This window comes from Pantoea sp. nfd-35 (genome assembly GCF_056892255.1).
In genome coordinates, this window is sequence record NZ_CP122403.1 from 4,351,304 (window position 1) to 4,375,381 (window position 24,078).

The following is a 24,078-nucleotide window of genomic DNA, read 5'->3' on the forward strand; positions in this document are numbered from 1 at the left end:
CACAACAGAGACATTATCATGGCGAAAACTGCCGCAGCTTTACATATTCTGGTGAAACACGAGGCGCAGGCTATCGCCCTGCTGGAAAAACTGCAAAAAGGCGAAAACTTCCAGCAGCTTGCCCGCAAGCATTCTGTGTGCCCTTCTGGTCGGAACGGGGGAGATTTAGGCGAGTTTCGTCGGGGAAAAATGGTCGCGGCTTTTGATAAAGCGGTATTCACCTGCCCGTTGCTACAACCTTTCGGGCCGGTGAAAACCGCTTTTGGTTATCACATTATCAAAGTGCTCTATCGCAACTGATCACTTCTTCTTCATTTGCTGCAGGACCCGGCTGCACTGATTCTCGTCAGTATCACTGGGTGAAATCAGCGCCAACAGCGCTGCCGCAGGCCCGACCACAGCACCTAATGCCACCGCCGCCGCCCCGCGTGCCAGTAAGGGACCGGTTTTCACGCCAGCGTCCGGATGCTTGAAGGTGCCCCGAACATACAAGGGCGAGCGCAGGGTCACGATTCGGATGCCTTTACTTTCTGGATTGACTGAAAGATCCAGCCGCTCGTTGGCAAAGTTCGCGTTGCCTGACACGTTAATGACGGCATTTTCCGTATCGAACACGAACAGGTTTGGCGTGGCCAGACCGTTTTGCAGTTTAAGATCGGTGGCCGCACAGTTAATACGAACTTCATCATCACCAAACAGCTTACCGACCAGATAGTTGCCGACGTTGAGTCCGGCAATTTCCATCAGGTTGCGGCTGATCAGTCCGTCGTTCATCAGCAGTTTCAACTGACCGTTGCTGGTTGCCAGCAGGTCAGCAACGGAGTTGCCGGTGCCGGTCAGGCTGGCATCGCCGTTCAACTGCCCAAGGCTGTTTTGCATTGCCTGTACGTCGGGGAACAGCTGGCGCAGGCGAAGTTTACGGGCATGAATATCGGCCCGGCCCCGCATCGGTGAGCGATTCCCTTCCAGGCGGATGGTGCTGTTCAGATTACCGCCCGCCATACCGAAACGGAGTGGATCAAGCAGCAGGTTTCCGTTATCGAGCTGCAAATGGGTATAAAGATCGCTCAACGGTAGTGAACTGCTGTGTTCGATGCGCTTGCCGCTAAACTTCACATCCGCATCCATAACGTCCCAGCTTTTGGTGTCGAACCTGTCGTGAGGCAGAACGCGATCCGCAGGCTGTACGGTTTTTTCACCGCGTTTTGCCTTGGCCTGTTCGGTTTTCTCGCTGCCCTTGCCCGAGTTAACGCCGATCAACGGGCCCAGATCCGCCATACGTAACTGATCCGATCTGAGTTCACCGACCAGTTTTGGCCGTGGCTTGCCCTGGCTGTAGGTCAGAGAGCCATGAATATCGCTGTCGCCAATATGACCATTAAATCCCTGGTAACGAAAAACGGCGCCGTCTTTGCCGGTAAATTTGGCAATCAGGCGGCCATCGGTTTCATAAGGCGGCGTATCCGGTAACAGAACGCCGGTCAGACCATAGAGGTTTGCCAACGTATCGCCAGAAAAACGTAGACGCACGTCCAGCCCGCCCAGATTCAGGGGATCCTGAACGCCGCCGGTCAGCTGTACGCGCGTGCTACCGTTCCGGACGTCTGCCTGAATCGGGAACGCTGTGGTCTGACTACGCAGGGATAACATGCCGCCAATCTTGCCCTGACCCGTGAGTTTTTCATTGTGGTAGCTGCCGCTTGCCTGCCAGCCAAAGACAAAATCACCCGCGCCTTGTTGTTTATCGTCTCCGCCCGCGATTTGTGAATAGGGCACAGGCTTGCCGAGCGGGTTAACCTTCAGCGTGACATCGGCCTGGTTAACGGCATCGCGGTAGAGAATGGTGCCCTGATCGAACAGAATATTATCGAGACGAAATGACCAGGCTGAAGGTGGCGCATTATCATCTTTGCTGTCGCTGTCAGCGAGGGTAAAGGTCCAGTTGTTTTTCTTATCGGCGGTCTGAATCAGGCGGGCATCAGGCTGCTGCAGTTTTATCCACGGGATAAAGACTTCTTTGTGCAGTAGGGCCAGAGGGGCAAGTGTGGCGTCCACGCGTTGCAGGTGGATCATGGTCACGTCAGGAATATCAGGGGGATTGCCCAACATAATGTCTTCGGCGTGCAGATGAGGCCAGGGTAACCAGCCGCGCCATCCGGGTTCTTCAGGGTTACGCTGCCATGCGACGCCCAAATCCCCCCGAATGGCAAAGGGACGGTTAAGTTCCGCAGACACTTTCTGATTAATAGTGGGTTTCAGGCGATTCCAGTCGAATGTTGCAATGACTATCACTACAACGACGATCAGCAATACAACAATCCCGCCAATCCAGCTTACAATTTTTCCGGCGCGTGACATTAGGCTTCCTCCCTGCTCTTTCACGGTCTCCGTTAAAGATAGTCGAGAGCGCGCGGGAAGGGATCAATCAAGCTGGACAGGAAGGCTTTCCAGTTCGGAAAAGGGAGCAGGACGAGAAAAAAAATACCCTTGAGCCGCCATCGCCGGGGACGATTTAACCTGATCCCACTCCTGTTGCGTCTCAACGCCTTCAACAATCACGCCGTTGCAGTAACGATTTATCAGCGACAACAGCATGGGAAAAAGTATCCGGCCTTCATCTGACGCACGTAAGAGAATAAAAAGTTCACGTGACAGCTTAATGTAGTCGTATTTAAGCTCGGTCAGTGCAGAGAAGTTCGCCATGCCCGAACCGAAATCATCCAGCCACAACGGCCCCAGTTCAGGCATTTGCGCGACCATCTCCTCCTGAGGCAGGACGTGGTGCTCGGTCAGCTCAAAGCGAACCCAGGGTAAACGGGTAATCAGACTGCGAATCGGTACATGGTTTTGTATCAACGACAACGAAGGGCCGTCAATATTCACTGATGCCATGACGTTATTGCGACCAAAGAACGATTCCCACTGGGTGAGTAATTCTAACTGCTCCTGAACAATATCAAGGCGTTGTGCTATTTCCAGCTCAGAAAAATAGGCTTCAGGAGACAGTTTCTTCTCTGGTTCAGACGGATGTGTGATGGCCGTCAGCAGTTCAATCGCCAGCAGTTGCCCCGAAACCTTATAGATGGGCTGAAAGGTATAGCTGCGTTGACACTGTTGCCAGATGAGACGTTTTTTTTGCTGCGGATTGATGTCAATTGAAGAAGGTAGCCATTGACTAAAATTCTCCATAACCATGGTCTTTTCCTGGTTGATAGTAAGCGCCTTCATCTGGCGGCCTGGCAGCGTTTATCGTTTAACATTCGACAACTTAGTGAAAACCCGGCCACGTTGAAGCAACGAGTCTACGCCTCTTTTAGTGCGACAATCGCCGAAACAAGCCGCTTTATCGGGTTAATTATCGCTTTACCTCACCCTAAATTAAATTAAAACGCTGTTTTAAAAAGTTGACGATGACGCTAACAAACGCGAGACTGAAGCAAATGTAAACTACAGGCCTTAAACCATGACGCATAAAAAAATCGCCGTTATCGGTGAATGCATGATTGAACTGTCCGAAAAAGGCGACAACATTAAACGCGGCTTTGGCGGTGATACGCTCAATACGGCCGTTTACCTTGCCCGACAGGTCGATCAACACAAAATCCGGGTGGATTACGTGACGGCGCTGGGAAACGATCCCTTTAGCGCACAGATGATCGCCCGCTGGCAGCAGGAAAACGTGCATACCGACCTTATCCAACGCCTTGAGGATAAAATGCCCGGTCTGTACATGATCCAGACAGACGACCAGGGCGAGCGCACATTCTGGTACTGGCGCAATGACGCGGCGGCACGCTACTGGCTTAATGGCCCTCTGGCAGAAGACATTTGCCAGCAGCTGGAACATTACGACTACCTTTATCTCAGCGGTATCAGTCTTGCTATCCTGACTGACGCCAGCCGTGCAAAGCTCATGCAGCTGCTGGCAAACTGCCGCAAAAACGGGGGCAAGGTGATTTTCGATAATAATTACCGGCCTCGCCTGTGGAAAGACAATGCCAGTACTCGCCAGGCCTATCAAAAGATGCTCGATAACACGGATATTGCCTTCCTGACGCTGGATGACGAGCATCTGTTATGGGGCGTGCAGCCTGTCGAAGACGTCATTGCCCGGGCACGTCAGGCAGGCGTTAGCGAGATCGTCATCAAGCGCGGTGCGGAATCCTGCCTGATTGCCGCGGAAGACCAGCCTGTTAGAGAGGTTCCGTCAATCATGCTGGCTAAAGAAAAGATTATTGACACCACGGCGGCGGGCGATTCGTTCAGTGCGGGCTATCTGGCTAAGCGTCTGGTTGGCGCCTCGGTCGAGGAGGCCGCCCAGCGTGGTCATCTCACTGCCAGCACGGTTATTCAGTTTCGTGGGGCGATTATTCCGCAGGAAGATATGCCTGCATAATTGCTCTGTCGCGTGGCCAGGGTGAGACGAGTATCCTGGCCATGCCTGACTGTAAACAGAGTCAGTATGAATCGCATCAATCTGGTCTGCCTGGGCGGGCGTTATAGGGAAAATCCCAGGCCTTTTATAAAGGCATCGGTTTTAAAACGCAGGTGACTGAGCAGAATCCGCCCATTTTGTTTTTCAATCATGCCGGCACCAGGCTTGAGCTTTATCCGCTGCAAAATCTGGCAAAAGATATCAATGAAAGCCATCCGCCTGCGCTGGCTGACGGCGGGTTCAACGGGATTACTTTTGCCATAAATGTTAAGTCAGAGCAGGAGGTCGATGATCTCATAGCTTTGGTACAACATCACGGCGGAACCAGGTCAAGCCGCCACAAAAAGTCCACTGGGGCGGCTACAGCGGTTATTTTCGCGATCCCGATGGCGATTACTGGGAGATTGCCTGGGCATCCTTCTGGAAGTTTAACGCTCGAAACAGGCTAATGATTGATGAAAGCGCGTAGCGCTCGCGTTCTGGCGCAGTGCAGCCCGTGCCAGACTTCCCGCTTGCACAGCGATTAACCGCGCAGCAACACATCACTTTCTTTAAATAAAAACACGATAAATATGTCCTCCGTTTCCGTCATGGCAAAAGGAAAATCCATTCATTTTACTTAAGTCAGCCAACCCGTTTTCTTCCTGCTTTATCCTGCCCTCGTCCGTTAATGCTGGCTAATCTTAATTCATTTTTATTCCTTTAAAATTATCGGCTTAGCACCATGTTCAGCATGCCAGGCATAGTCTGAATCTCGGCATTTTAGCGGTTTTGAGTTGGACGATTAGGCCAAAACAGGCCATCTTTTAAACAGCGACAGCAGGATGCTGTTTTCACGGCCGCGAACAAAACAACGACAACATCTCTCGCATCAGGACACAGCTATGAATACTGAAATCATTAATATCTGGCCTAATGGTGATGCGCCCGGTGCCAGCGATTCTCGCGCTCAGCCACAAATCGTCGATACGGCAAAAGAGTACGAACCCTACGATCGCGTGGCAACCGGCGTTCGCTGCCCGGAAATGGCTATCTGGCATCCTGTGGAATCCAACGGGATTACGCTCCTGGTCGCGCCCGGCGGTGGCTACCATCGCATCATGATTGACCGTGAAGGCAGCGCGCTGGCAACCTTTTTCACCTCTATGGGTTACACCCTGGCCGTCATGACCTATCGCCTGCCCTATGACGGACATCATGAAGGACCAGATGCTCCACTCGCCGATGCGCAGCGAGCCGTGCGCGTCCTGCGTGAGCGGGCGCAGCGTGGGCTGAACGGCAAATACATTGTTATGATGGGTTTTTCGGCTGGCGGCCACGTTGCCGCAAGTCTCGGCACGCGGTTTGCGGAGAAGATTTATCCCGTTCAGGACAACGCAGAGAATTTTTCGCCTCGTCCGGACGCTATGGTGCTGGTTTATCCTGTGATCAGTATGCGTGATGGCCTGGCCCATGAAGGCTCGCGCACCCGTTTATTAGGCGCATGGCCTGACCAGAAAGCGATTGATGCCTATTCACTCGAAACCCGGGTGCACAACCAGGTGCCGCCGACCTTGCTGATTCATGCCGCCGATGATGATGCCGTCCCGGTGAATAACAGCATGGTGTTTTTCAGCGCATTACGGGAACACAATGTTCCCGTCGAAGTGCATTTTTACCAGAAAGGCGGGCACGGTTTTGGCATCCGTGGCGTCGCGGATTTGCCCCTCGCCAGTTGGCCAATGTTAGTGACCGAATGGCTCAGGGCAAAAACCTGATGGATCAGGAGGTCGGTGGCGCTGCATCACCGGCAGCGTTACTGTCCGGCTGGCTGACGTCCCCGCCTGCCGCTGGTGCAGATGCTGTCGCAGGCAACGTCATCAGCTTATCCCAGCCCGTTTTAAGGCTCTTAACGTTGGTTTCTGATTCACCTTCCGGTTGAATCAGTACCATCATTAACTCCTGACTAAGTTGCTGCCGCAACTCCTGATTGAGCTGATCGCGCGTCAGGCCGGAGAGAAAATCCTGCCGCAGCTTTTGATACTGCTCCGGGGCAATATCTACCACTGAATTGCGCTGCGATCGTAAACGCTGGCTAATCAGCACGTCAGTATCTGTGCGCGCGTAGGTTGTGAACAGCTTATTCAGCTCCAGAAGTTTTTGGGCCATCAGGGCATCAAACTCTTCCTGTGGCAAACCGTTATCGCGCACGGCAGCCAGCTCGCGGGCAACCAGGTTCATATTCTGTTCCAGGCTGTCATTGCGCGTATCCATATTAATGGAACACTGCGCACGCTGGTAAAGCACCCGACAGTCAAATCCCACCTGCACACCCTGAACTTTTTTATTGCTCATCGCGCGCTGCACGTGCCAGAACAGCGCTTCGCGCGCCAGATCGCTACGCCAGTAACGCTGCAAGTTCTGTGAGTCCCGGATGGGCTGCCACGGCGTATCCCAGACAAGGGACAGGCGATCCTGCGCTAACGTGCCGCTGACCAGATTAACCGGATCGTGCGGTAAAGGAGACAAGGTGGGCATGGATGCAGGGGTGCTGCGCTTGCCTTCCAGCGGTGAAAACGCTTTGTTGATTTGTTCGGAAAGGTTGCGGCTGTCGACATTGCCGACGACATAAAGTGTCATGGCATCTGGCGTGTACCACTGCTGGTAGAAACTTTTCAGCTGCGCGACGTCAACGGGGGCACGCGGTTTCTCAGCCGGATCGTGCGCTAGCAACGCCGACCCTTTCAGCCGATAGCGCCACCAGACATCCTGAGTATCCGCAGGCCAGGTTCTTACCGGATCGGAAGCGGACAGAGCTGTATCGACAACCTGATTGGTAATCGCCATATCACCCGCCGTGGCCGCCAGCCAGTTCAGGGCTTCTTTCAGTAACTCAGGGCGGTTATTGGGCAGGCTTAAATTGTATTGCGTGTAATCATACGATGAAATAACCGGCGGCAGAGGCCGCTGTGGATCGATACTCTGCTGCCATAATGCGCGCTGCTGATTCGTATCCAGGGCGGTATTGTGTACCAGCGCCAGGCGTGACAAAAGGTGGCTAAAACCGGTTTGCTGGGCGCTTTCCACCAGTGAACCGGTATTAACAACCATGCGTAACTCAATGCGATCGCTTGGCCGTTGCGGTGTTGCCAACAGTTGCCAGTTAAATCCGTTGTCCAGTCTTCCCTGTTGCCAGGCTGGATCAGGTTGCAGCGTTTCTGCCGGCGCACCGTAACTGGTCGCTGCCAGTACTAATCCACCAACCAAAAGCCGAATTCTGGTGCCCTGCATGTGAACCCCTACTCAAACAATTCAAAAATCGTTATCACTGGCGCGTTTAGCCGCGTTTATAAGCAAACCGGACATGGCCGATTCGCGCTGCCGATCATTAACAACAGGTTTGACCACAGGAAGACCGGGATGTCACGCAACGAAGTGAAAAACGTTGAAAAAAACAAGTGAGGTTTATTATCCAAATGCCCGCTGTCAGGGCAAGTGACAGCGGGCATTTGAGAGGATTAAATCACATTCAAAGGTTAAATCGCAGATTCTGAGGGATTTTCTGCCTTATTTTTGCCCGCCAGCGTGTCACCCAACTGTTTTTTATCCAGCTGATCGACCCATTTTGCCACCACCACCGTGGCGACGCCGTTACCGACCAGATTGGTCAGCGCACGCGCTTCGGACATAAAGCGGTCAATACCTAAAATCAGCGCCAGGCCAGCAACCGGTAAATGTCCTACTGCTGAAAGCGTTGCCGCCAGCACAATAAACCCACTGCCCGTTACCCCGGCTGCGCCCTTGGAAGACAGCAGTAGCACGACCAGCAGCGTAATTTGATGGAAGATATCCATGTGGGCATTGGTGGCCTGGGCGATAAAGACAGCCGCCATCGTCAGGTAGATTGAGGTTCCGTCCAGGTTAAAGGAATATCCTGTTGGAATCACCAACCCCACCACGGACTTCTTACAACCCAGCCGTTCCATCTTATCCAGCATACGTGGCAGTGCAGATTCCGATGAAGAGGTGCCCAGTACAATCAGCAGCTCTTCTTTGATATAGGCAATGAATTTAAAGATGCTGAAGCCACCGAAGACGCGAGCGATGAGTCCCAGCACCACCACCACAAACAGAATACAGGTGATATAGAAGCAGATAATCAGCTGTCCAAGCTGGACCAGTGAACCTACGCCATATTTACCGATGGTAAAGGCCATGGCACCAAATGCCCCGATAGGCGCAAGGCGCATGATCATATTGATGATGCCAAAAATCACTTTGGAGAAGCTTTCGATCACGTTGAAAATTAACGTGCCCGTGTTGCCCAGACGATGCAGCGCAAAACCGAACAGGACGGCAAATAACAGGACCTGCAAAATGTTACCGCTGGCAAAAGCACCAATCACGCTGCCCGGAATCACATCCAGTAGGAAGGCAACGATGCCTTGCTGCTCGGCCTGCTGGGCATAAATGGCCACAGCTTTCGCATCCAGCGTCGCGGGATCAACGTTCATGCCCACACCAGGCTGTACAACGTTAACCACGATCAGACCGATAATCAGCGCAATAGTACTGACGATTTCAAAATAGAGCAGCGCAACCGCACCCGTGCGGCCGACGGCTTTCATGCTTTCCATCCCGGCGATACCGGTCACCACCGTACAGAAAATCACAGGCGCGATGATCATTTTGATCAATTTAACGAAGCCATCCCCTAACGGCTTCATTTGGGTACCTAAATCTGGATAGAAATGGCCCATAAGTACGCCGATAGCAATGGCGACCAGAACCTGGAAATAAAGGCTTTTAAATAGTTTCATAAACAGGTATCCACTAACGAATAGGGTAATGTTGTCGGATTTTTTATTGTGACTGGCTGGCGAGGCAGGCCGGGCCAGACAGTGGACAGAAAATAACACTCTGTTTACGCGATTAATACAGGGCTGCAAAGTCAGGGGAAATGATACAAGCGTAATTCTGAACTGAAACGCTTCAGCAAGGGGTTTTGTAACTAAAATTCTTGCAAAATCAAGGAATCAGAGGGTTAATCCTCCGGTTGAGGTGAGGGAACCCATTGCGCATTGAACTGCGCCAGCGGCAGGGCTTCAGAGTAAAGATAACCCTGACCAATCGTGATGCCACGCGCAAGCAGCCAGTCACGCTGCTCACAGGTTTCCACCCCTTCAGCAATCACATCCAGATCGATAATATCCGCAATGGCCGCAACGATGCGCACCATGGTGTCATCTTCAGGTAAGGCGGCCACGAAGCTGCGGTCCATTTTAAGCTTATTGACTGGCAATGACTTAAACTGGTGCAGATAGTTCAGGTTGGAATAGCCCATCCCAAAGTCATCAAGCGCGACGGCAACACCGGTTTTTTGCAACATTCTCAGCAGAGAAATAGCCTGCTCGGCATCGCCAATCTGCGCGGTTTCGGTAATCTCCAGCACCAGAGAACCGGGCGCAATGCGATGCCGCTCAAGCAGAGCGTGCAAATGGCTGACGATGCTGGCATCGCGTAACTGTACGGCAGAAATATTGATACTCAGCGGCACCGTTACGCCGTGACGCTGCCAGCCCGCCAGAATGCGACAGGCTTCCTCAACGACCCAACGGCCAATGGCGGAAATCACCCCGATCTCTTCAGCACTGGCAATGAATTCTTCGGATAAGCCATAGCTGCCGTCGGCCTGACGCATGCGTAACAGCGCTTCCGCACCGGCTAACCTGCCGGTCTGCATATCGATTTGAGGCTGCAGATAAAGGGCAAACTGTTCGTCGTGCAGGCCTTGTAAAATATCATGTTCCTGGGTCAATCGTTTTTGCGCACGCTCGGTTAACGCGGCATCAAAAAACAGGATCTGATTTTTGCCCTGACGGCGTGCTGACATCATGGCCGAGGTCGCTCTGTCCAGCATCTCACCGGCGCCCATCGACTCGCCCTCTTCACCTAATGCCAGGCCGATGCTGGCGTTAGGCCGTAGCTGCAATTGATGCAGATTGACGGGCTGGTTTAGGCGAATCATCAGATTACGGGCCAGACGCAGGGCGCGAAACGGGTTATTGGCCGATTTCATCAACAGAACGAAATCGCTGGTTGTGGTCTGCGCTAAGACAGTGTGGTCATCAATGGTGCTGCGAATTTTCTCGACCAGCGTCAACATCAGCGTATCGCGCTGATCGTCGCTTAATACGCCATTGGCTTCCTGCAGCGTTTCAATGCGAATGACCATCAAACTAAAAGGCTGTCTCCGGGAAGAGATAAACTGGTCCAACAGTGCTAAAAACAATGCCCGGTTAGGCAGATCGGTAACGGCAAAGTGCGTCGTTAACCGGCTCATCTCATCGTGGATGGACTCCAGCACGTGTTGATTGCGGTTATAACTGCGAATCAACATACCAATTTCATCGTCGCGATGATCGGCAGGCAGGGTGAGTTTGTGCGTCAGGATTGACTGGGGCGGCAACTCCTGGATCTCACGCGAAATTCGCCGCAGTGGATGCACCACTAACCGGTTGATGCACCAGCTGATCGAGACCGACAGTATCAGCGCCAGCAGTAGGTAGGTGATGATCATCGTCGAGAGCGTGCTCAGGATAAACTGATAAACACGCGTTGAATTGGCCTGTAACACCAGATAGGCCAGCGGCTTAGGTAAGCCAGTATGTTCCACCGAATAGAGCGGTAGCGTGATTTGCACCGGCAGCTCAAACAGACGGGCCACCAGCCTGGGAATCGGCTTTTCGTTTTCAAAATTCGCGTGGAGCGCCTGAAAAGCATTGGGCAACACCACATCCGCGCGCGATAAGATGCCTGCCGGCTTAAGAGAGTGAAGAATGCGTTCGGCCTGGGGAATATCGGCTTTCAGGACGGCTTCAGACAGCGGCTGACGCACGGTATGCGCGATATTCTCCATTTGCTGGGCGTAGTCGATCCTGCGCTGCTGCACAAAATGGAACAGTTGAATAACGATAAAAATGCTGATGGTGACCGTCGCAATCAGAGAAACGGCTGCCATCTGTTTTATCGTCAGTGATCGGCTTACGCGCAAAAATTTTACTCCCGGCTCGCTAAGAGCCTAGATATCCGTCTGGAAAAGCGCGTCAAGTATATCCTATTGCAGCGTTATTTTGTGGCTTAAGGGGGCGGAAGCAGACGATTCAGAAAGGAGGAAGTAACAAAAAGAGAGTTGCCTCAGCAGCATCCCCTCAATGTGGAACCGTGAAGGAATGCTGCCGTCTGTGTTCAGGCCACGATCAACGCTTTTCCTGATAAGCCATCCAGGTCAGTAACTGCAGGCTGGCAGAAAAGTAGTTCTGCTCAGGAGACAGTTTGTCACTCAGGTAGCCTGTTTCGTTGAGCACCAAATCACGTACCGCCAGCAAGCCGCCTTCCAGATGGTAAGGCGCCGCCGTATTGGCCAGCACATCAAACCAGGCCGGCGTATTCATACGACCATAGCCCTGCCATAGTCGCTGGAAAGGCCCCAGCGCCAGGCTTTGCGGATCGTACCACCAGATATTCAGCGGCACGCGGATGGCATCGTAACTAAAGCGATTTGAATAACCCACCGCGGGCGCGACGGAGCCGTCGGCGTTCAGCGCGACCCAGTCAAGCGGCAGATCGCTGTTGCCAAAATGCATCTTGCCCAGCAGCGCCATCCCGCCGTCAATCAGCTTGTTCCAGACCTGCAAATGGCTGCGCTGGCCGAACTCCTGCCAGGCGACAAACAGGAAATAAGAGGGATTCAAAACCACATAGCTGTTCTTATTGAATCCCTGCGCGCCCGGCATCATTACGGTGTAGCCACCGAAGTTCGTCACATCGAGTTTGACTATCGCACGCTGAATGCGGTCCGATTCCTGCTGATAATCGCTTGCATTCCATTTTTGCGCAGCCCGTTGCAACGCCCATGCAATCAGCACATCGCCATCGGACGCGTTATTTTTATCCGCGACAGGATCCTGTGCATCAGGAATGTAGCGCCAGTAGAACAGATCGTTTTGCGGATTGCGCAGGTTCGTGCGCGTCCACTTCCAGAGTTTATCGAAGGTCGCGCGATCGTTATAAGCAACCGCCAGCAACATGCCGTAACCCTGGCCTTCCGTGTGACTGACATTATTATTTGCCGTATCAATAATGCGTCCGTCTGACTGAAGAAAGCGGCTTTTATAGGTATCCCAACCACTTGCCATCGCCTGGGTGCTGAAAAACATCATAAACAAGACCAGAATACCGGACCACACTGGCTTAACTCTCATCAGAGCACCTTATTGATATCGAAAATGCATGGTATGACCATCGTTCAGCTCCAGCACAACCGGTACGGTTTTACTGCCGCCCTGGCCCTGAAGCCAGCCAGAAAACATCCCCGCCAGGATGGCGCTCAATGCCGCCTGCCAGTGAGCGACCGACTGTGTGCTGTCGCCGACAGGCAGAGCATGATGCTTAATCAACAGGGCGTTTTCCTGCGGCTGTAACTGCACAAATCCCCAACTGAACCGGGCCAGCTGCAGGTTCACTTCTCGTTCGAAATCCTGCACCGTACGCGATTCAGGTAAAGGATAGCGTGTCGCCAGCGATTCGCCCATGCTGTGCAGAAACGCCTCCGCCTGCTCCTGGCCTGCGTTGGCGATCATTCCTTCGACCATAACGCTGACCAGATCAAACCAGCCAGGCTGATACGGGTGGGTCATCCCGCTAAATGCTTCACTCATTACTTCTCTCCGAATAAATAACGGAAATAGAGCTGCGCCGTGCTCTCGTTATAGTCACCAAAGGTGTCATAACCCAGCTGTCCGCCAATCGTGACATCTTTATCAATTTTGTAATCCGCGCCCGCATGCAGGTTATAACCTACACCGTTTTTACTGTTGCCTTCATAGAAGGCGCTTTTCACATTGCCATTGGCAGCCAGCTGCTCCAGCTGCGCCTGACGGCCCGCATCGCCCGGGAAATAAGCACTCTTATCCTGACTGTAGCTCTGGTAACCCACTGCGCCGCCAATGTTAACTTTAAGATCGTCAAACGTGCGTGAGAAGTCGACTGGGAAAGAAATCGACGCATAGTCCTGCGGGCTGAAATAACCGCCCTGACCATAGCTAAAGTAGCTGAGGTTTTTCGAGAAATTCATCCAGGACAGGCTCATGCCGACCTTTAGTTCACGATCGTCAGCATAGAAAGGACGGACATAAACACCCGCATTGGCTTGCAGGTTATTGTTACTGGCCACGTTATTCCCCACGTAGCTGTAAGCGCCTGCCCCGACAAATAATCCGGCATCGCCGTTGTCATAACTCAGAAGCGCATTGCCGCCGTTTTTGGTGACATTACCCCAACGTTTGCCGCTGGATTTGTCTTCCGCGCCAACGTAAGACAGCAGGCTGTCGGTAATAGCCCGGCGCTCACCGGTCAGAATCAGCGTCAGGAAATCCGTGAGTTTCGGCGACCATTGCACCCCTCCCACCAGCGTATTGAGATCCTGGCCCAGTGGCGTGCTGCCCAGATCGACTTTATAGCTGTCGCCCTGAAGGGCAAGATTCAGCTCCACACCGGATGCGCTTTGCGAATCAGTTGTGGCAGTCGGGACATCGTCAACTTTGGCAAGACCGGCCGCGACCACTTTGCCCTGCTCCAGCGCATTCGTGCCAAAGCGACGCCAGGCATCGCCTGCACCGCTACCCGCCGTGAGTGAAACGGGTGTCATGGTAAAGTTGAAACGCGCATCGCCAAAGGGCACGGTAGAGAAGGTCAGCGGTGCTTTGGCTTCCGATAACTGACTCAACCCTGACTCACCGTCACGCCCGCGCACCTGCACGGTGCCCTGCGCCCAGGTGCCGGTCTTTTCCTGCAACGTCTCCATCATGGCGTCAACATCGTGCAGCGTCTGAGCCTGCTGAGAGGAAACCGTGTTGGCACTGGCCAGGGTGCCCTCCTGCGCGCCCTCTGCGGATACCGGCGCAACCTGCCACGGCAGCACGGTGCCATAGCTGGACGGCGTGCGCCCCACGGGCGAGGTACTGCGATTGATAAAGGGATTGTCGGCCAGGGCCAGTCCGCCAATGGTCGGCGTGGCACCCGGCTGTGCGCCTTGCAAACCAATAATCTGACCGCGCGCCGAGCGTAGATAGCGCATGGCCTGCATGTGATCGCCATTGGCCTCGGCGACCTGCGCCAGGAGCAACTGACGCTGTGGCGTCTGGCTAGACGTCAGTCCTTTTGCCAGCTCATTGGCACGCTGCACGTTATTTTGTGCCAGCGCGACATTGATTGCGCCAACGCGCGCATCCTGGGATGGCGTATCCTGGGTCATCAAATAGTCGTAGACGACGCCCGCGTCTTTATTCATTTTGCCGTCCTGATACAGACGGGCCATGGCGAACATCAAATCACGGTTCTGCGGATCGCGCTGCAGTGCACCAATCAGCTTATCGTAGGCAGCTGCATACTGCTTCTGCTGTCGCAGCCGATCAACGTCGTTAATCAGGTAACCTTCACGTATCTCTGCCAGCTGCTTTGGTGTACTGCGTGTCTGCAGTTCGGGCAGGCTAAGAAAACGTTGTGCCTCATTGTCCAGCCCGGCCTGATTCAGTACGGCTATCTGAGCGGCATAATCTCCGGCATTCCCCTGAACACCGCGCTGCATATTTCCGCGAACCACCGCCACCGCACTGTTGATATCGCCGGCCTTGGCCAGCTTTTGTGCCAGGTTCCCGGCATCAACAGGATTATCAGGCGGATTCACCGCCAGCGCTTTCAGCGTGTTTGCCGCTGCGGCATTCGATCCTTGCGCCAGATACTGGTCGGCCGTGGCCATTTGCAAATTGAAATTCACACGCTGCGCCAGTTCCCGCATATCACGGTTTTGCTCGCGGGCAGGGATACCCGCCAACAGGGAACTTGCCTGCTGCCAGGCTCCACTTTCACTGGCGTTGATAGCGCCCGCATAGCGTTCCGTGGTGCTGGCACCACTCCGCATCACCGGCTGCATGACGCCTGCCGCCAGCAGGGTATTCCCTTGCTGGCGATAAAGGCGGGCGAGGTCGAGGCGTAACCAGCCATCCTGCGGATAACGCTGGATACCTTGCTGCAGGGTGGCAATCGCGGCATTGATATTGCCTGCCGCGACCTGACGTTTCGCCTGCTGGCGAATCGGATCAACGCTGCTGCCTCGCGGCGCCACACTTTGCCTGACGCTTTCCGGCAATGAGGCCAGTAACGTATTGGCTTCAGCGCTGCGGTTCTGCTGACGCAGCACGTAGAACAATCCTTCGCGTGCGCTCCGGTTATCGGGATCGGTTTTCAGAATCGCGCGGTAAGCCTGCTCTGCCTGATCGGGCTGATTACTGCGGCGCAAAATATCGGCACGGAATAAGCCGGCCGCAACGCCCTTCTCACCTTCGGCATGCGTCAGCGGTTCGCTCAGCGCCAGTGCCTGCGCGCTGTCGCCATTTTTAAAGGCCTGCTGGGCGCTGGCTAACTGCGCATAAAAACGCGCATCAGCAGCCTGCTTCTGGCGATCGGCGCTTTGATCGCCACCCAGTTGCGCCGCGCGCTGCAGATAATCCGCTGCGTCCTGATAACGGCCTTCTCGCTGCGCGACGTATCCCATCCCGGCCAGCGCATCCGCATCCTGCGGGTTAGCCTGTAACACTTTGCCGAAATTGCTTTCTGCCGTGTTCACGTCGCCGCTGTTAAGCGCGCTAAATCCCGCGCCTTTTTCGGCTCCGCCCACGTTCTTGCGGTAATAGTCCATTACCGCATTATCCTGGGGATGTCGCTGCTGCCAGGTCTGGTAAAGCGAGGCATCCGATGCCTGTGGACCCAGCCACAACAGCGCCTGACGAAGAGAACGATCGGCATCCTGATTGCCACTTGCCAGCGTACTCAGCAAGTCAATGCCTTCACGTCGGGTCGAGTCCTGATAAGTCAGCGCCTTGCCCAACGCCAGTTTGGCCCCCGTATCCTGAGGATGCTGGGCTGAAAACTCGCGCAACGCTTCAATCGCCTGTGGCAGCAGCGTGCGATCGCCGGCCATGGTCAGATAATATTCGGCAGCCACGCTGGCGGGCGGTTCGTTGCCGCTAAAGGTATTGCGCCAGGTCTGCAAGGCCGCCGCAATATTTCCGCTTCTGGCCTGCTGACGGGCCAGCGAGAGTTGCGCCTGGGGAATCGTCTGCAACTGACGGGCATTATCCAGTTCAGCAAGGTGCGGATTGTCAGGTGAAACCTGACTGAGACGCGTGCGATACTGCATCGCTCCTGCGTTGTCACCGCTTTGTTGCGAATAGAGCGCCAGCAGATAAAGCGCCTGAGTATTGTTCGGCTCAACCATGAGCACTTTTTGCAGTGACGCTTTCGCCAGGTCGTCATGAGCCTTTTGATGCCAGTAGGCCGCCTGATCAAAGAGCGCCTGCAAGGCCGGGTTGCTGCTCTCCGCCGCCTGCAATGGCAAAGACAGCGAGAGCGCCCCGCCCAGTAACAACGCACGACAGATACCGGCACTGATTTGGTTTTTATTCATTATGATGACCCTTACTTCTTACCGGCATCGCGATTGTGTTTTGACTGTAGACGCCGCGACGCATGTCGTTTCAGCATCACCCACGCGGCACTCCCCACGATGGCGGAGAACAGCAGTGCAGCCAGCGCCATTAATACCGAATGCTGATTCGCGTACCACACCACCATCATGTACCACGGCATCTCGCCGCTAGGGAACTGTGGCCCCACCCGGAAACTCCGGATACCGTTCTCATCGGTGATAATCGCCGTATCACCGCGTACCGCCGCGTTGATGCGGGCCGAGCCTAAATCACCGTGCAGGCGCAGCAGTTGATCGTCGCTGGTCGCCACTGCCATGACCACCAGACGATCCGGATTCCACATTGAGCGGTAGCTCAGAAACCCACGCCAGGACTCATTCGAAGAGAAGTAGCGATCGGCATCCAGCGGCTGGCGATACCAGTCGCCCACCAGCCAGCTACGTAATTTTTCGAGCGCAGACGGCTCTTTAACCCCTAACGCACTGCCGTTGGCCTCGTACGGGGAGTTCGCCAGCATCGCCTGGTTAAACGCACTGTTGCCTGTCGTGCTCACTGCCAGTATGTCACTTTGCTGAACGCGAGCCAGGTTATTGCCGCCGACTGGCAGACCAAACAGAACCTGATTTTGTGCCAGCGCCACGCCGGTAGCATTTCCTGCCCTGGCAGACAGGTTTAACAGTGTTGAGATCTCCGCATCGCTTGGATTTTCAGGCAACAGCAGCGTGGTTTGCGAAAAGTCAGCCAGCCGGGAAAACGGGAAAGAGGCACCCACAAAATAGGAGAGATTGGGCAGCATACTGAAATGCCGCGTGTGGCTGAGATCAATCCAGGAATCGTCTTCGATTCGACTTTTGATATTGTTGTTCAGCAAAACGCCGCAGGGCGCATCGGCTTTAGGCTTGATGTTAAAATAAAGCGCCAACTGGTTGTCGCCATAAATCAAATAGGGATCAAGGTTAATCTGGTAATGTTCCTGACGCGCATCTCCCCCTAAGCGATGCCAGGCGCTTTCAAGTAAGCCCACTTTATTCACCGTCAGATTGCGCAAAAACGTGCCGTTCAACGTGACGTTAAGCAGCGAGTTTTTCTCGTCAATCCAGTTTTCCGACGGGAAACGGTAGTGCAAATAGAGTGGGACCGTATCGCCATCCCAGAGGAACAGGTCGGGTGCAGCGCGGAAATTCACCCGCATAGCATCGTGCCAGATGCCGGTCGCCGTCAGGCTTTGATCTTTACGCAGCAGTTCACTCAGTCGCACGGGATGCGTCGTATTGATCCAGTGCGGCGCATCGTAAGGACTGCGCAGGACAATGGACTGCGGTTTGACCTGCATGCTGTTGCTATCGGTCGCCAGTGGCTGGGTGGTCAGACGATAAGCGGCCTGGCGCAGCTGACTTTCATCTTCGCCACTGACCAGCAGGAGCTTATAAACCGGATTACCCGGATTATCGACCATCTGCAGGGATGGACCACGACTGGCTGGGAAGGTTAGCGTACCGATCCTGTCACCAGGATGACCAAACAGGATGCCGTTTTTTTCCGGCAGATTACCGCGCACGACAGGAAAATGGATGCCACGATAATCACTCTGAATACCCAACCAGGAGGCCACCAGCACCGCCGCAGTCACCGTATCCGGCGTGACATTGTCGGCAAAGCTAAACGTCACGTCAGCCGCAGTCATACGCTGAGGATCGATAAATGGACGCGGGAAATTACGCAGGCTGGTGCCAATATTTAACTGCTGGCCTTCAAGGCTCAGCATCGTTTTAGGCAGAATAGTGACCTGGTACTGCTCTGCGCTGTCTTTTTCACACAGCAGCTTGTCCGCGTCGTTAATTTTGAAACTCAAATTGTTACTGGACACAATCATCGCTGCCGGAATGTCCAGCTGATAATCGCTTTCATCGCTGTCACCCGACCCCAGCGGCAGCGTGCCAAGCGGCTGTCCGTTTAACATCAGCTGCAATGAGGTATTGCGCGCGGCGAGCGCCTGGGAAACGCGCAGGGACAGGTTGAGACGCGCGTTGGTCACCACCTCGTCGCCCGGTAGGGTAAAAATGATGCCTGACTGCAGTTGTCCGCCAGTCAGCGTAATGCCCTGACGTTGTCCCATCTGTGCCACGTTTAGCGTGCTGCTCACCGGCTGGTTGAGCATGCTGCTGACCATTGAGGTTGTGTCGACGGAGGAAGCGGCCTGGCCTGGTCTGTAGGGCGTTTCGCCTGCGGCGGCCTCCAGACCCGTTTCCGCATTACCGAGGCCGGCTGGCGGTGGCACGCTGGATAACGCGCTGCTGTCCTGAGTGACGGGCGAAGCGCTGCCGGCAGGCTGTGCATCCGCCGTTGCGGGAACCTTTTCTCCGATCTGTGTGGCCGAATCGGCAACGGCGGCACCCTTAACGGGCGCCGTCGGGCTGGCAGATACCGTACTGTTCTCAGGCGCGCCAGTCGCAACACTCGATGCCGAGCGGTTATCCGCCGCACTGCTGTCCGCAGGCGTGATCTGGCTGCTAAGTGCAGGGTCGCTGCCCGGGGCCGCGCTGTTATTTGGCGCCACACTGTTATTCGGTACCGAACTGTTATTTGGCACCGCACTGTCGGTCGGAGCCGCACTGTTATTTGGTACCGCACTGTCGCTCGGAGCCGCACTGTTATTCGGTACTGCACTGTCGGTCGGAGCCGCACTGTTATGCGGTACCGCACTGTCGGTCGGAGCCGCGCTGTTATTTGGTGCCGCACTGCTGTTTGGCATCACACTGTTGTCTGCAAGGGGCGTTTCAGCCGAGGCCGGAATGACCCACAGCACCGCCGAGAGAGAACCGGCCAGCATCGACTGTATCAAGATCCTCATACTGCGCTGTCCTCTTTCGCCGCAACGTCTGGGCCGCTCTTACGCTTCTCACGACGATCTCGCCAGGTCAGCCAGAACAGTTCAAAAACCGTTCGAATGATGGTGCCCAGAGAGGTTAACGGATTGTCCTGCTTATATTCAGGCTGGATCCACGCATCGGCACGCGCCAGTACCACGCGCACCAGTTCGCGGCGACGTGCCAACGGCATGGCACCAAAGCTCAGACGAATGCTTTCTTCATCGCCCGATATTTTGGTCGCCGGAATAGTAATGGTGCCTGATTTCAGTATCAGATCGATCTCTTCAATCGTATCGTGCTCATGACGATTATCTGGCGCATCCAGATTCGCGCCGCCCATCGACAGATCGCTGGTCATCGTGCGGGATGAGATGCCGCTGGCATAGTGGATAATGGCCGGAATCTGTACCTCGATACGAATCGTTTTTCGTACCTGCTTGGTTTCGCGTGCCACGGCAATGGCTGCCATCAAAATGATTAAGCTAAAGACTGCCCACCCGACGTTGAGCGCAATCACGTAGGGATCCACGCCAAAATAGTCATGCATGGTGGCGCGCACGATGCCCGCCACAATGCCGATGCTGAGCAGAAATGCAACGATGACGTGAGGACGAACGATATGGAAATCAAAGAATCCCTGATCCAGTACGCCGCCCTTATCCGTCACGTTAAATTTTCCGTGTTTGGGTGAAAGCAACGTGAGGATAGTCGGGATGACCAGATGAAAGCACATGACCGTTTCATAGATTTCACCCCAGAAGGTGTAACGGAAACGGCCATTCATGCGTGAGTTAACATACAAGGAGAGGACAAGATGCGGCAAAACGTAGGCGAAAATCAGCGACGCCGACGAATGGATGATATTCAGATTAAACAGCAGATAGGCAAGCGGCGCGGTCAGGAAGACCACTCGCGGCAGACCAAACTGGAAATGCAACATGGCATTCAGGTAGCACAGCCGCTGTTGCCATTTTAAGCCACGGCCGAACAGCGGGTTATCCACGCGAAAAATCTGCGTCATACCACGGGCCCAGCGTGTACGTTGAATAACGTGCAGCCCGAGGCGCTCGGTCGCCAGGCCAGCAGCCAGCGGAATCGCCAGAAACGCGGATCCCCAACCCAGACGCTGCATTTTCAGCGCGGTGTGCGCATCTTCGGTAACCGTTTCTACTGCGAAGCCGCCGATCTCTTCCAGAGCTGAACGACGAATTACAGCACAGGAACCACAGAAGAAGGTCGCGTTCCAGTTGTCGTTACCCTGCTGAACCGGGCCATAGAACAGCGATCCCTCATTAGGAATACTGCGAGCGGCACTCAGGTTACGCTCAAACGGATCCGGCGAGTAAAAGTAGTGTGGCGTCTGCAACAGTGCCAGCTTAGGATCTTTCAAAAACGGCCCCACCGTTGCCTGCAGGAAAGTCCGGGTGGCGACGTGGTCACAGTCAAAGACGCAAATCAGCTCCCCTTTGGTAATCTTCATCGCGTGATTAAGATTACCCGCTTTAGCATGGCTGTTATCATCACGAGTGATATAGCCCACTCCCACATCGGCAGCGAAAACGGCAAATTCTCTGCGTTTACCATCATCAAGCAGGTAAACCTTAATTTTATCGCGTGGATAGTCGATGCACTGGGCAGCCAGAACCGTGTCGCGCACCACGTCGAGGCTTTCATTATATGTCGGGATATAGACATCGACCGTTGGCCATAAGTGGGTGTCTTCTGGCAAGGGTTCAATAGTACGTTTTAATGGCCATGTGGTTTGCAGGAAACCCAGGATTAAAATCAGCCAGACGTACAGCTCAGCAATATATAAGCCGATGCCAAGTATCGCTTCGATTTCAGAATTAAAATACAGGGTTTCCGTTGTTCGCCACCATATATATCGGGACGACATCAGGGCGGAAAGAATAACCATTACGACCGTTATTTTACGGCTTTTACTGCCCCCCAATAAAAACACCATACCGATGCTTATCAAGCCAAAAATATACTGCTTTTGGCTATCCATTGGCGTGATAATGATCACCGCAGCAACAGGTGCAAGCACCAGCAGCAGCAGGTAAAACCCGATTTTACCCATGTTCCACCCTGAAAGAGCTGTTTTTTTAAACCTGGCCTGGCCAGGTCATTACATTTAATAGTTGCTGGTGTGAATCTGTGCCTGAACTTCGCCATTCCCTACATTGACATTCAGAATACTGGCGACGCGTTTAGCGATCAGTTCAATATCAAAGGCAGCGGCGGATGACGGGCTGAAATCATAAACAGATTGCTGTGAGGCATTCGCTTCACCCACACTTTCATCGCGATGAATCTGGCCCAAAAGATTATCGCCGAGACGTTGCTGAATAAAAGCCGTCACGTCACGATTAATATTCCGGCGATTGTCGCACTGATTCAGAACAAAATAATGTCCGTGTTTACTGTTCAGCGGCTGACCAATCAGGCGATTTTCTTCAATATGCGGTAATAACGATACTGAGGCGGTATCGGCCAACATCACGACCAGATGCATATCGGCTAAGGTCTTTATCGCTTTAAGCGCAGGGCTGGGGCCCGGCGGAAAATCCGCGACCATGACCAGACCGGGATAGTTCAGTAACGTGTCGAGGCCGCGCTTAATGAAGTGAGGATCTTTGGTCAGGTTTTCTTCAAACCGTTCGCGCTGGGATTCGGTCACGTTGCCGTAGGGCAGGACAAAAATATTTCCGCCGGTAGTCAGAATAGACTGGCTCCAGTCCGCCTGTTCCTCCGAGCGCGCAACAAAGCCGCGTCCATCGTGCAGCGGCACGCCAAAATGAAGGCGCAGGGCGTTCTGAACATCAAAATCGATTGCTAACACTTTGCTACCTGAACGGGCCAGACTCCAGGCCAGATTCGCTGCCAACGTCGTTTTCCCCACCCCACCTTTGGGCGAGCACACACAAACTAACGGCATAAGGCAATCTTCTCCAGTAGCGGTTTTAATAACGTTTCTTTTGGTAAATTTTCTGACCCACTGCTGCGCGCGCGGAAGAGCCCGCTAAAACGGCTATGATCTGTGGCAGGAACGTCAGTATTCGGCTGCGCCGTTACCTGTGGTATCCGCGTTTCTTTCTCAGTTACGGGCGAAACCCTCACCGCATCCTGTGCAACAGACTGCGCGGAGGGAGCCGGGAAGAGAGGTGAGGCAGAAGAAGGGGCAACGGGCGCCACAACGTCAACATCGGGTTCGCTATTGGTCAGGCTATCCATAATAGAATGCGAAGACACAGCAGCAGGCGGCGTGACAGGCTGAGAACGCTCCGTCACCTCAGGCATGCTGAATTCGTCACCCTGAATCGGCTGGGGCTGAGGCAGATCAATACGTTGTCCCCCACTAAAAGGCATGTGCTGGTCTTCGCTCGCCAGTTGACGAATGAGAGACCATTTGCTTTTATCCGCCGCTTCCTGCGATTGGCCTGACATATCCTGAAAGGCGATGTCGAGCGTTTTTGTCTTTTCCTTAAAACGCTGCAAGTCGTCGTAATTTTTCATAGACCCTGGCCTACAACTAAGGGGGGATTTTTCCAGGAATATATCATAATAATTTAAACACAGTGAGATAATTCTGATTACAAAACCGACGAATTCAATAAGAAAGCTTAATACTAATCACTACTCTTTAGCAAAAAATGAGTACTATTTCACATATATCCGTAAAAATTGTTGAGACCATCTTAAGTTAAATATTTTCACAGGTGATTAACATCTTAGCGATCGCTTACATCAGGATAGCCGCTGTTCCAACCCTTTGTATTTTTAGGCAAAAAAAATTTCGTTCGGTTCGGCATTTTACCGGCTGGTGTGCCTTTTCCCTGGACAGATTCCGTGTTTTCAAATTACGGCTGGTAAAGTATTACCCTGCTAATTATCGCTAATTAAAAAACCGATCGCTGTTGAAATCATTATCTTTTAGGACATTTATCTCAGGGGTCGGTTTGTTTAATCCATCCACGGGGTAAAAAAATAAAGCGACTTCATCCTGCTACAGTAGAACGCTGGCACTGAAAACGCCCCTGTTCATGTCGCTAATGTATCAATTAGGGTGAAGACCTCTCGTTTTCCCTCATGACCACCCGCTAATGATTGTGCCGGTACGAAAAGGTTACGCTGATGAACAGGCTTCGGAGGCGCAGCAGCAGCGCCCAGGCAGCACGTTTCGCCGGCAGGATGTGGCACGGAATCTGGAACGCACATCGCACGTTGCTGGACTTTCACAGGC

The 24,078-nt window shown here is 53.7% G+C and carries 16 protein-coding genes; 4 read left to right on the top strand and 12 right to left on the bottom strand.

Going from position 1 to position 24,078, the window contains the following annotated elements; all coding sequences use genetic code 11:
• The first annotated feature begins 18 nt into the window (after positions 1-18).
• The gene (ppiC, locus tag P9J57_RS20115; protein ID WP_013024048.1) at positions 19-300 is read left to right on the top strand and encodes a peptidylprolyl isomerase PpiC; all 282 of its coding nucleotides are present in this window, start codon (positions 19-21) and stop codon (positions 298-300) included.
• Here ppiC and P9J57_RS20120 read toward each other — a convergent pair whose 3' ends face one another.
• Both P9J57_RS20120 and pdeH read right to left on the bottom strand, forming a co-directional pair.
• The gene (locus P9J57_RS20120; protein ID WP_014594998.1) at positions 301-2,358 is read right to left on the bottom strand and encodes an AsmA family protein; all 2,058 of its coding nucleotides are present in this window, start codon (positions 2,356-2,358) and stop codon (positions 301-303) included. It lies immediately after the preceding gene.
• Positions 2,359-2,421: 63 nt separating this feature from the next.
• Positions 2,422-3,195 (bottom strand): cyclic-guanylate-specific phosphodiesterase, encoded by a 774-nt coding sequence (pdeH, locus tag P9J57_RS20125; RefSeq protein WP_024472018.1) that lies wholly within the window; start codon positions 3,193-3,195, stop codon positions 2,422-2,424.
• A 268-nt stretch (positions 3,196-3,463) separates the two neighbouring features.
• On the opposite strand from pdeH, the gene kdgK reads away from it, so the two are divergent.
• The 3 genes from kdgK (at position 3,464) to P9J57_RS20140 (ending at position 6,192) form a co-directional block, all read left to right on the top strand.
• The gene (gene kdgK, locus P9J57_RS20130) at positions 3,464-4,396 is read left to right on the top strand and encodes a 2-dehydro-3-deoxygluconokinase (protein ID WP_014594997.1); all 933 of its coding nucleotides are present in this window, start codon (positions 3,464-3,466) and stop codon (positions 4,394-4,396) included.
• Positions 4,397-4,548: 152 nt separating this feature from the next.
• Positions 4,549-4,884 (top strand): VOC family protein, encoded by a 336-nt coding sequence (locus tag P9J57_RS20135; RefSeq protein WP_246873511.1) that lies wholly within the window; start codon positions 4,549-4,551, stop codon positions 4,882-4,884.
• A 435-nt stretch (positions 4,885-5,319) separates the two neighbouring features.
• Positions 5,320-6,192 carry an alpha/beta hydrolase gene (locus P9J57_RS20140; protein WP_014607005.1) on the top strand — a complete coding sequence of 291 codons (873 nt, stop codon included), beginning with the start codon at positions 5,320-5,322 and terminating at the stop codon, positions 6,190-6,192.
• Between the two features lie 4 nt (positions 6,193-6,196).
• Here P9J57_RS20140 and P9J57_RS20145 read toward each other — a convergent pair whose 3' ends face one another.
• From P9J57_RS20145 to bcsO, 10 genes are all read right to left on the bottom strand, one after another.
• Positions 6,197-7,705, bottom strand: coding sequence for a M16 family metallopeptidase (locus tag P9J57_RS20145; RefSeq protein WP_024472019.1), 1,509 nt, complete (start codon positions 7,703-7,705; stop codon positions 6,197-6,199).
• A 245-nt stretch (positions 7,706-7,950) separates the two neighbouring features.
• Positions 7,951-9,240 carry a dicarboxylate/amino acid:cation symporter gene (locus P9J57_RS20150; RefSeq protein WP_170934936.1) on the bottom strand — a complete coding sequence of 430 codons (1,290 nt, stop codon included), beginning with the start codon at positions 9,238-9,240 and terminating at the stop codon, positions 7,951-7,953.
• 218 nt (positions 9,241-9,458) lie between these two features.
• Positions 9,459-11,468 carry a biofilm formation regulator HmsP gene (hmsP, locus tag P9J57_RS20155; RefSeq protein ID WP_024472020.1) on the bottom strand — a complete coding sequence of 670 codons (2,010 nt, stop codon included), beginning with the start codon at positions 11,466-11,468 and terminating at the stop codon, positions 9,459-9,461.
• Between the two features lie 205 nt (positions 11,469-11,673).
• A complete protein-coding gene (locus P9J57_RS20160) occupies positions 11,674-12,678 on the bottom strand; it encodes a family 8 glycosyl hydrolase (RefSeq protein ID WP_014607007.1) in 1,005 nt (334 codons plus the stop codon).
• A 9-nt stretch (positions 12,679-12,687) separates the two neighbouring features.
• Positions 12,688-13,134 (bottom strand): cellulose biosynthesis protein BcsD, encoded by a 447-nt coding sequence (gene bcsD, locus P9J57_RS20165; RefSeq protein ID WP_013024038.1) that lies wholly within the window; start codon positions 13,132-13,134, stop codon positions 12,688-12,690.
• Positions 13,134-16,940, bottom strand: coding sequence for a cellulose biosynthesis protein BcsC (locus tag P9J57_RS20170; protein WP_483279357.1), 3,807 nt, complete (start codon positions 16,938-16,940; stop codon positions 13,134-13,136). The genes bcsD and P9J57_RS20170 overlap by 1 nt, the downstream gene beginning before the upstream one ends.
• Before the next feature lie 11 nt (positions 16,941-16,951).
• Complete coding sequence (gene bcsB, locus P9J57_RS20175) at positions 16,952-19,813, bottom strand: cellulose biosynthesis cyclic di-GMP-binding regulatory protein BcsB (RefSeq protein ID WP_015701307.1); 2,862 nt, start codon at positions 19,811-19,813, stop codon at positions 16,952-16,954.
• A complete protein-coding gene (gene bcsA, locus P9J57_RS20180; protein ID WP_207806462.1) occupies positions 19,810-21,915 on the bottom strand; it encodes a UDP-forming cellulose synthase catalytic subunit in 2,106 nt (701 codons plus the stop codon). Before bcsA ends, bcsB begins: the two co-directional genes overlap by 4 nt.
• A 54-nt stretch (positions 21,916-21,969) precedes the next feature.
• On the bottom strand, positions 21,970-22,773 hold the full coding sequence (gene bcsQ / locus P9J57_RS20185) for a cellulose biosynthesis protein BcsQ (RefSeq protein ID WP_014594990.1): 804 nt from the start codon (positions 22,771-22,773) through the stop codon (positions 21,970-21,972).
• Positions 22,764-23,351 (bottom strand): cellulose biosynthesis protein BcsO, encoded by a 588-nt coding sequence (gene bcsO / locus P9J57_RS20190; RefSeq protein WP_013024033.1) that lies wholly within the window; start codon positions 23,349-23,351, stop codon positions 22,764-22,766. The genes bcsQ and bcsO overlap by 10 nt, the downstream gene beginning before the upstream one ends.
• Positions 23,352-24,078: the final 727 nt, after the last annotated feature.